This is a genomic window from Geodermatophilus sp. SYSU D00691 (assembly GCF_054050275.1).
The window spans coordinates 80,280-89,410 of the sequence record NZ_JBJGYZ010000024.1 but is presented as its reverse complement, the minus strand read 5'-3'; the positions used below and the strand labels follow the sequence as shown (position 1 = coordinate 89,410).

The window sequence follows — 9,131 nt, the reverse complement described above, 5'->3', positions numbered from 1 at the left end:
GCGCGCCCCCCTCCCCCCCCCCCCCCCCCCCCCCCCCCCCCCCCCCCCCCCCCCCCCCCCCCCCCCCCCCCCCCCCCCCCCCCCCACCGGGGCCGCTGAGCTGCCGAGATCACGCGATCTCGGCAGGAGTCGGGCGCCGACGTCAGGAACGCCGGCGGCGGGCGGCGACCACGGCCAGCACAGCCAGGACGACGAAGCCCGCCGCCTCCACCCAGAACGACTCCCACCACAGCTCCGCCGCCGTCGACTCCTTGAAGCCGAACAGGCCGACGGTCGTGGAGACGATCAGCGCCCCGAGCGTGCCCAGGCACAGCAGCGCCCCGAGCACCGCCGCGACCGGCAGCCAGCGCAGCGGGGTGACCAGGACCAGCAGCGCACCGCCGATCCCCAGGACGACGCTGGCGAGGAACGACGGGCCGATGACGTCGATCGAGTCGTAGCCCTGCTGCCACAGGTACCAGTGGATCCAGGCCAGCCCGACCAGGGCGGCGGCGCCGAGCAGGCGCAGCACCCAGATCAGGGCCCCGGACCCGGTGCGGGCCGGCGCGGTCGCCGTGGTCATCGCGGACACCTCTTCCTGGTCAGGCGACGGTCACGTCGACCTCCATGCCCATCTGCCGGTGGTTGCCGATGGAGCAGTAGAAGGCGTACGAGCCGGGCTCGAGGGTGACGGTGAAGGTGCTGGACTCGCCGGGGCCGATCTGCTCGCTGGCCGCGACGTCGGAGCCGTCGCGCTCGACGACGAGGTCGTGGGTGGCGTCCCCGTTGTTGGTGAGCGTGATCTCGTACTCGCCGGCGGCCAGCTGGGTGCTGTCCATCTCGAAGTCGAAGTCGACCGAGCTCACGGCCAGGGCCTGGGTCTCCGCCGGGGCGCTCGAGCTGGTCTCGGCGGCGCTGGTCTCGGCCGGCGCGCTGGACGTGGCGCTGCTGCTGCTGGTCGTGGTCGTGCCCGAGGCGGTGTCGCCGCCCTCGTCGTCGTCGCCGCCCCCGCACGCGGTGAGGGCGCCGAGCGCGACGGCGAGCACCACGGCGGCGGAACGTCGGCGGGCATGGAACACGGTGCCTCCTCACGGACCGGCGGCCGGCGCCCGGACGGCGCGCGATCCCGCTGGCCAGATACTGCAACCTTGTAGGACCTCCCCGGAACCCTCCGCAGCCTGTGAAGACCGTGTGAGTCCTCCGGGTGCGGGCGACTCTGCCCGGTTCCGCAACCGGGGGCCAGACCTTCGCGCGCGCTAGGCGCTCGCCCCGAGCGCCGTCACCGCGCGGCACCAGCTCGCCACCAGGTCGAGCACCTCCGCGTCGACCGGCCCGCGCAGCTCGCGGCGGTAGGCGGAGAGCGACGGCGCCCCGGGCTGCCGGCGCAGGGTGTGCGTCAGGTCGGGGACGCGGTGCACGGTGACCGGGCCGGGCACGGTCGCGGCGACGACGTCGAGGTCGGCGGGGTCGACCTGCAGATCCTTGGCCCCGGTCACCGCCAGCACCGGGACGGTGATGCGGCGGAGGTCGGCGCGCGGGTCGTGGTCGAGGAACTCGCGGGTCCACCGGGCGTTGAGCCGCGCCCCGCCGATGCGGGCGACGTCGGTGGTGGTCGCGCGGATCTTCTCGTGGTTGCGCGCGACCCTCGCCTCCAGATCGGTGCGCAGCAGCCGCAGCAGCCCGCGGACCGGCGCGGGCAGCGTCGGCGCGATCTGCCTCGCCTGCCGGCGCAGCAGCTCGTCGCCGGGGGTGGCCGACGACGACAGCAGGACGACGCCGCCGACTGGTGCCCCGCGGACGGCCAGCGCCGCGGCGAGCAGCGCTCCCTCGCTGTGGCCGGCGAGCAGCAGGCGGCCGGGGTCGACCTCCGGGCGGGCGGCGAGCGCGGCGAGGACCTCGCCGAGGTCGTCGACGTTCTGCAGCAGGCCGACGCGGCGCCAGTCGCCGGGGCTCTCGCCGACGCCGCGCTTGTCGTAGCGCAACGAGGCCAGCCCCGCGTCGGCGAGGGCGTGCGCCAGTTGCCGGGCGACGTCGAAGCGGGCCCGCTTGTGATTGCTGTCGCGGTCGAGCGGCCCCGAGCGCGAGGCGATCAGGACCGCCGGCAGCGGACCGGGCGCGTCGGGGAGCGCGAGGGTGCCGGCCAGGCCGCCAGGGGTGACGAGGTGGATCTCGCGCACGTCAGCCGCCGAGCTCGGCGGCGAGCGCCGCGGCGTCGTCCGCCCCGATGAGCAGGGTGTCGTAGCGCTGGCCGGAGAGGTCGACCCGGACGGCGGGCTGGTGCCGCCGGATGCTGACCAGCGTGCGGGTGCCCCGCCGGCGCCAGGTGCCGATCTTGCGGACCCCGGGCAGCCCCAGGCCGGGCGCGCGCAGCCCCCGCAGGTCGGCGAGGGGGTCGGTCACGAGAGCGACGCCGGTGACCGCGCTGCGGGGGACCTCGAGGTCCCGCACCAGGCCGCCCAGCTTCTCGGCCGGGGTGAAGGAGACGCGGACGGTGTCGGCGGTGCGTTGCAGGGTGGCCATGCCTCGATTATTCTCATCGCTGCGACCGATGCCAAACATGAGAACGGTGGAGGTCGGATGGCGACCGCGGACCTGCTCCTGCACCCCGTCCGGCTGCGCGTCGTCCAGACGTTCCTCGGCGGCCGGACGCTGACCACGGCCGACCTGCGGGCCGAGCTGTCCGACGTGCCCGCGGCCACGCTGTACCGGCACGTCGGCGTCCTCGCGGAGGCCGGCGTGCTGGAGGTGGTGGGGGAGCGCCGGGTCCGCGGCGCCACCGAGCGCAGCTACCGGCTGGTGGACCGGGCGGCGTCACCGAGTGCCGCCGAGCTCGCCTCCCTGTCGGGGGAGGAGCACCGGAACGCGTTCGGCACCTTCGTCGCCGGTGTCCTCGCGGACTTCGACCGCTACCTCGACCGCGCCGGTGAGCCTCCCGACCTCACGCGCGACGGCGTCGGCTACCGGACGGTCGCCCTCTGGCAGACCGACGAGGAGTTCTCCTCGTTCGTGCTCGCGCTGCGCGCGCTGCTGCTGGAGCGGATGGCGGCCGGCCCGGGGGAGGGCCGGCGCCGCCGGATCGTGCACGTCGTCCAGCTGCCCGGCAGCTGACCTCAGGACGTGCGGGCGGCCTTGCGGGCCTCGCGGCGGCCGGCCTTCTCGGCCCGGCGCGCCCGCTTCTCGGCCTTGCGCACCGAGACGCTCGGCCCGCTGAGCCCGCGCAGCACGATCGACAGGCCGATGCCGGCGAGCCAGGCGTCCTTGGCCAGCGCCAGCCCCTCCTGGGTCGGCGCCAGGCTGCCCTCCTTGCGCATGCCGGGCGTGCGCAGGTAGAGCCCGAGCAGGCCCCCGGAGAAGGCGGTCAGCGCCGTGCCGGCCACGACGGTCGGCACGAACGGCGTCAGCAGGGCGGCCCCGAGCACGATCTCGGCGGTCGAGAGGTACTTCAGGAACTGCTGCGGCGGCACCGACCCGAGGAACGGGTAGGTGCCGGCGGCGAAGCCGTGCATGCCGGCGGCGGTCGCCTCGTCGGCGCCCCGTTTGCCGAGGCCGCTGTTGAGGATGAACGCGCCGGCCGACACGCGGGCCGGGATCTCGGAGAGGGTGATGGGCAGGGCCATGCGCGGACAGTGCCCACCACCCGGCCGGTCAACCGCCCGGTCAGCGACCCCGGCGGGAGCGGGCGCTGAACGAGGCGGCCGACGTCGTCCCGGCCCGCGCGGCCAGCTCGGCGCGCGTGCGGGCCGGTCCGGTCGGGCGGCCGGTCGTCCCCGCCGATCCGGCCGTCGCGGGCTTCCCCGACGAACCGCCGCGGCGACGACGGCCGCCGCCGGCGGCCTGCGGCTGCGCGGCCGGCGCGGGCGCCGGCTCGACGTACGGCGCGGCCGGGCCGGTGAGCGCGGTGATCTCCGCGGCCCCGGGCCGGACGGCGGTGACGGTCGGGCGGATGCCGGCCTGGCGGGCCAGCGTGCGCACCTCGCCGGCCTGGTCGGGCGTGCAGACGGTCACCACGGTGCCGCCGGCGCCGGCGCGGGCGGTGCGCCCGGAGCGGTGCAGGTAGGCCTTGTGCTCGGCCGGCGGGTCGACGTGCACGACGAGCGAGACGTCGTCGACGTGGATGCCGCGGGCGGCGATGTCGGTGGCGCACAGGACGCGCGTGCTGCCGGTGCTGAACGCCTCGAGGTTGCGCTCGCGGGCGTTCTGGCTGAGGTTGCCGTGCAGGTCGACGGCGGGCACACCGGCCGCGGTCAGCTGCTTGGCCAGCTTCTTCGCCTGGTGCTTGGTGCGCGTGAACAGCACGCTGCGGCCGAGGCCGGAGGCGAGCTGGCGGACCACCTCCGCCTTGTCGGCGGCGGCCACCTGGAAGACGTGGTGGGTCATCGTCGCGACGGGGGCGACCGCGGGGTCGACCGAGTGCGTCGTCGGGGCGGTGAGGTAGCGCTTCACCAGGACGTCGACGCCGTTGTCCAGCGTCGCCGAGAACAGCAGCCGCTGGCCGCCCTTCGGCGTGCGGTCCAGCAGCCGCTTGACGCCGGGCAGGAAGCCCAGGTCGGCCATGTGGTCGGCCTCGTCGAGCACGGTGATCTCGACGGCGGAGAGGTCGGCGTGCCCCTGGCCGATGAGGTCCTCGAGCCGGCCGGGGCAGGCGATGACGACGTCGACGCCGCGGGCCAGAGCCTGCACCTGCGGGTTCTGGCCGACGCCGCCGAAGATCGTCGTCGCGCTCATGCCGAGCGCGCGGGCCAGCGGCTCGACGACGGCGAGCACCTGGTTGGCCAGCTCGCGGGTCGGCACGAGCACCAGCGCGCGGGGCTTCCGCGGCGTCCGCCGGCTGTCGGAGGCGGCCAGCCGGGCGACCAGCGGCAGGCCGAACGCCAGCGTCTTGCCCGAGCCGGTGCGGCCGCGGCCGAGCACGTCCCGGCCGGCGAGGCTGTCGGGCAGCGTGGCGACCTGGATCGGGAACGGTGCGGTGATGCCGCTGGCGGCGAGCACCTCGACGAGCGGGGCGGGGACGCCCAGGGCTTCGAACGTGGTGTCGGTCGGCAGGACGGTGGCCTCGGCGCCGACCGGGAGGACCGGGGCCTCGACGGCCCTCTCGACCGGGGCGGGCCGGGTGGCGGGGTGGCTGCCGCGACCGCGGCCACCGCGGCGGCGGCGGGTGCGGGTGGGCGTGCTGTCGGACTGCGGAGCAGGGTGGGTCACGGACTTCCTCGACGTCTGTGGTGGCCGTCGTCGTCCGCAGCGCAGCGGGGAACGCGCGCCGGCGGGGGACGTCGAACGGCCTGGCGCGCCTCGGTGGCGCTGCCCGGGCCCGACGTCGAGTCCTGCTCGGGATGAGCGAGGGCGGCGCCGGTACCCCTACTCAACCAGACGGGGCGCCTCCCCGGCGTGCTGGAAGGGCGAGTCGCGTGTCACATCACCCACTCCACCGGGGGACAGGGTGACCGCCACCTTCATCACGAAGAGTCACCAGCACCCCGAGTTCCGGCGGTGAAAGCCCAGCTGATCACCGGATCGGGCGCCCCTTTGTCCCCTGGTGCCCCCCGCTTCGTGACGCTTAGTGTTCGGCGCTCGTCATTTCGGGACGAGTCGTGCTGAAACGGGGGGCGTTTCATGAAGGCCTGGGCAACAGGCGTGACGAGCCGGTTCGTGGCCGGTGTGGTGAGCCTGCTGCTCGTGGCAGCGGCCCTGGGGATGGTCGGTCCGGAGGTGGCCAAGGCCGACTCCGCGCCGCCGGCCTCGGCCGCGCAGCCCACCACGGTGAGCGCCGATCCGCTCCCCACCGTCCAGGTCAACGGCGTGGTCTGGTCGCAGGTCGTCGTCGGCAACACGGTCTACGTCGCCGGCCGGTTCACCCGTGCCCGCCCGGCCGGTGCCGCCGCCGGGACGCAGGAGGTCGTGCGCAACAACCTGCTCGCGTACGACATCCGCACCGGGGCCCTGGTCACGTCGTTCACGCCCGATCTCAACGCCCAGGCGATGGTCGTCACCGCTTCGCCGGACGGCTCGCGCATCTACGTGGGCGGGGACTTCACGGTCGCCAACGGCCAGGCGCGCAGCCGGATCGCCGCCTACGACACGGCGACCGGTGCCCTCGTCACCACCTTCCGGCCGAGCGTCAACTCGCAGGTCCGCGCGATCGCGGTCAGCAGCCAGCACGTCCACTTCGGCGGCAGCTTCTCCGCCGTCGGCGGGGTGAGCCGCACCCGGCTCGCGGCTGTCCGGCCCGACGGCACCCTGCTGCCGTGGGCGCCGGTGCCCAACGGCACGGCCAACGAGGTCCTCACGATGGTCCTGGCCAACAACGGCGCGCTCGTGGTGGCGGGGGGCCGGTTCGCCACGGTGAACGGCGTCAGCGCCCGGGGCATCGCCGCCATCGACGCGCTCTCCGGGCAGACCCGCTCGTACGGCATCAACTCGATCCTCACGAACAACGGCCCCGACTCGGCGGTGTGGGGCCTGTCGACGGACGGCACCAACGTCTACGGCACCGCCTACGACTACGGCGGCCCGGGCAACTTCGAGGGCGCGTTCGCGGTCGACCCGGCCACCGGGTCGCTGCGCTGGGGCGCGTACTGCCGTGGTGACTCCTACTCGAGCTTCGCCACCGGCGGCGCGCTCTACGTCGCCTCGCACCAGCACAACTGCAGCTTCATCGGCGGCTTCGCCGAGACCAACCCGGTGGTCTGGAAGTACGCGACCGCCTTCGGCCTCTCGGCGACGACGACGATCTCGGGCAACCTGTGGAACAACCAGAACTGGATGGGCAAGCCCGCCCCGTCGATGCTCAACTGGTGGCCGGCGCTCGCGCAGGGCAGCGTCACCGGTCAGTACCAGGCCGGGTGGAGCGTCTCCGGCAACGCGCAGTACGTGGTCTACGGCGGGGAGTTCCCCCGCGTGGGCGGGGTCGCCCAGCAGGGCCTGGTGCGGTTCGCGATGCCCTCCCTCGCTCCGAACGGGGTGGGGCCGGACAGCTCCACCGGGCTCACCCCGACGCTGGCGTCGCTCGGCGCGGGCACCCTCCGGGTCAGCTGGCGGGCCACCAGCGACGTCGACAACGAGCACCTCACCTACCGCGTCTACCGGGACGGCGGGACGACGCCCGTCTACACGACGACCCGGGCCTCGCAGTGGTGGACGATGCCCACCATCGCCTTCGCCGACACCGGCCTCTCCGCAGGCACGCACACGTACCGGGTGACGGCGTCCGACCCGTTCGGCAACACCGTCACCTCGGGGACGACGTCGGCCACCGTCGCCACCGGCGGCACCACCCGGCCCTACGTGCAGGCCGTCCAGGCGGCCACGCCGTCGGACTACTGGACGCTCGGCGACCGCTCCGGTGCCGCCTACGACCTCGGCGGCACGGCCGACCTGACCCTGGCCACGGGCGTCACCCGCGGAGCGGCGGGGGCCGTCAGCGGGGACGCCGACACGGCGTACGCGTTCAACGGCACCGCCAACGCCTACGCGTCGACCCGCCAGCTGATCGCCGGGCCCAACACCTTCGCCGTCGAGGCCTGGTTCCAGACCACCTCGGCGCAGGGTGGCCGGATCGTCGGCTTCGGCGACACCAGCACCGGTCAGAGCAACATCTTCGACCGGCACCTCTACATGGACACCGCCGGCCGGGTGCTGTTCGGCGCCAAGCCGACCCCGGCGGGGGCGATCGTGCAGAGCGGCACCGGGCTCAACGACGGCCGCTGGCACCACGTCGTCGGCTCGATCGGCGGCGGCGTGATGTCGCTCTACGTCGACGGCGACCTGGTGGCCTCGCGCACCGGCGTGACCGGCGGCGAGCGGTACAACGGCTACTGGCGGATCGGCGCCGACAAGAGCTGGGCCGGCGCCAGCACGTGGAACGGCCGGATCGACGAGGTGGCGATCTACCCGGCGCCGCTGACCGCCGACCAGGTCCGCCAGCACCACACCCTCGGCAGCACCGGCTCGGGCAGCAACCTCGCGCCGACCGCCCGGTTCCAGTCGACGGTGTCCGACCTGGCCGCCACGGTCGACGGGTCGGCGTCCGCCGACACCGACGGGACGGTCAGCTCGTGGGAGTGGTCCTTCGGGGACGGCTCGATCGGCACGGGCCGGACGCAGTCGCACACCTACGCCGCCGCGGGCACCTACACGGTGCAGCTCACCGTGACCGACGACGACGGGGCCACCCACACCGTCACCGCGCCGGTGACGGTGACCGCCCCGCCGCCGAACCGCCTGCCGAACGCGGTGTTCACCTCGTCGGCGTCCGGCCTCACCGCCACGTTCGACGGGCGGGGGTCGAGCGACGCCGACGGCACGATCGCCGGCCATGCCTGGGCGTTCGGTGACGGCGCGACCGCGACCGGCCCGACCGCGTCGCACGACTACGCCGCCGCGGGCACCTACACGGTGCAGCTCACCGTCACCGACGACGACGGTGCGACGCACACGTCCACCGGCACGGTGACGGTGACCGCGACGCAGACGGACGTGCTGGTCCGCGACACCTTCGGGCGCACCGTCACGGGCGGGCTCGGCACCGCCGACGTCGGTGGGAGGTGGACGGCGTCGGCCGGTGCGACGCGCCAGTCGGTGACGCCCGGCGCGGCCGTGCTCACCGTCCCCGGGGCCGGCAACAACACCGGCTCGTACCTCGACCGGGTGCTGCCGGCGGGGACGGACACACGCACTACGTTCTCGCTCAGCGCGATGCCGACGGGCACCGGCACCTACGTCTACGTCACCGGCCGGCGGGTCGGGACGGGGACCGAGTACCGCGTGCGGGTCCGTCTGCTGCCCGACGGCACGGTCGCCCTGGCCCTGTCCCGGCTCTCCGGGGGCGCGGAGACCTTCCCCGGCGGGGAGGTCGTCGTCCCGGGGGTGACGTACACCGCCGGCTCGCCGGTCAACGTGCGGGTCCAGGTCTCGGGCACCGGCACCACGACGGTGCGCGCGACGGTGTGGACCGGGGCGACCGAACCGGCCACGCCGCAGCTGGTCCGCACAGACACCACGGCGGCGCTGCAGTCACCGGGCGGTGTGGGTCTGAACGTGTACCGGCCGAGCGCCAACACCGTGGCGACGACGGTGCGGGTCACCGCCTTCACCGTCACGCCGCTGGCCTGACCCGACCGACCGGCCCGGCCCCCCGCGGGGGGCCGGGCCCGTCG

At 75.0% G+C, this 9,131-nt stretch carries 8 protein-coding genes; 2 read left to right on the top strand and 6 right to left on the bottom strand.

Going from position 1 to position 9,131, the window contains the following annotated elements:
- Positions 1–142 precede the first annotated feature (142 nt).
- The 4 genes from ACI797_RS17665 to ACI797_RS17650 all read right to left on the bottom strand — a co-directional run bounded on the left by ACI797_RS17665 (position 143) and on the right by ACI797_RS17650 (position 2,499).
- A complete protein-coding gene (locus tag ACI797_RS17665) occupies positions 143–562 on the bottom strand; it encodes a hypothetical protein (RefSeq protein WP_456860054.1) in 420 nt (139 codons plus the stop codon).
- A gap of 19 nt (positions 563–581) precedes the next feature.
- Positions 582–1,058 carry a cupredoxin domain-containing protein gene (locus ACI797_RS17660; protein ID WP_456860053.1) on the bottom strand — a complete coding sequence of 159 codons (477 nt, stop codon included), beginning with the start codon at positions 1,056–1,058 and terminating at the stop codon, positions 582–584.
- A 177-nt stretch (positions 1,059–1,235) separates the two neighbouring features.
- Positions 1,236–2,156 (bottom strand): alpha/beta hydrolase family protein, encoded by a 921-nt coding sequence (locus ACI797_RS17655; protein WP_456860052.1) that lies wholly within the window; start codon positions 2,154–2,156, stop codon positions 1,236–1,238.
- A 1-nt stretch (position 2,157) separates the two neighbouring features.
- Positions 2,158–2,499, bottom strand: a complete 342-nt coding sequence (locus ACI797_RS17650; RefSeq protein ID WP_456860051.1) for a hypothetical protein — start codon at positions 2,497–2,499, stop codon at positions 2,158–2,160.
- 57 nt (positions 2,500–2,556) lie between these two features.
- Between ACI797_RS17650 and ACI797_RS17645 the strand changes: the two genes are divergently transcribed.
- Positions 2,557–3,087 carry a helix-turn-helix domain-containing protein gene (locus ACI797_RS17645; protein ID WP_456860050.1) on the top strand — a complete coding sequence of 177 codons (531 nt, stop codon included), beginning with the start codon at positions 2,557–2,559 and terminating at the stop codon, positions 3,085–3,087.
- Positions 3,088–3,089: 2 nt separating this feature from the next.
- On the opposite strand, the gene ACI797_RS17640 is transcribed toward ACI797_RS17645, so the two are convergent.
- Positions 3,090–3,596, bottom strand: coding sequence for a hypothetical protein (locus ACI797_RS17640; protein WP_456860049.1), 507 nt, complete (start codon positions 3,594–3,596; stop codon positions 3,090–3,092).
- A 40-nt stretch (positions 3,597–3,636) separates the two neighbouring features.
- The gene (locus ACI797_RS17635) at positions 3,637–5,178 is read right to left on the bottom strand and encodes a DEAD/DEAH box helicase (RefSeq protein ID WP_456860048.1); all 1,542 of its coding nucleotides are present in this window, start codon (positions 5,176–5,178) and stop codon (positions 3,637–3,639) included.
- Between the two features lie 432 nt (positions 5,179–5,610).
- Between ACI797_RS17635 and ACI797_RS17630 the strand changes: the two genes are divergently transcribed.
- On the top strand, positions 5,611–9,087 hold the full coding sequence (locus ACI797_RS17630) for a PKD domain-containing protein (RefSeq protein WP_456860047.1): 3,477 nt from the start codon (positions 5,611–5,613) through the stop codon (positions 9,085–9,087).
- Positions 9,088–9,131: the final 44 nt, after the last annotated feature.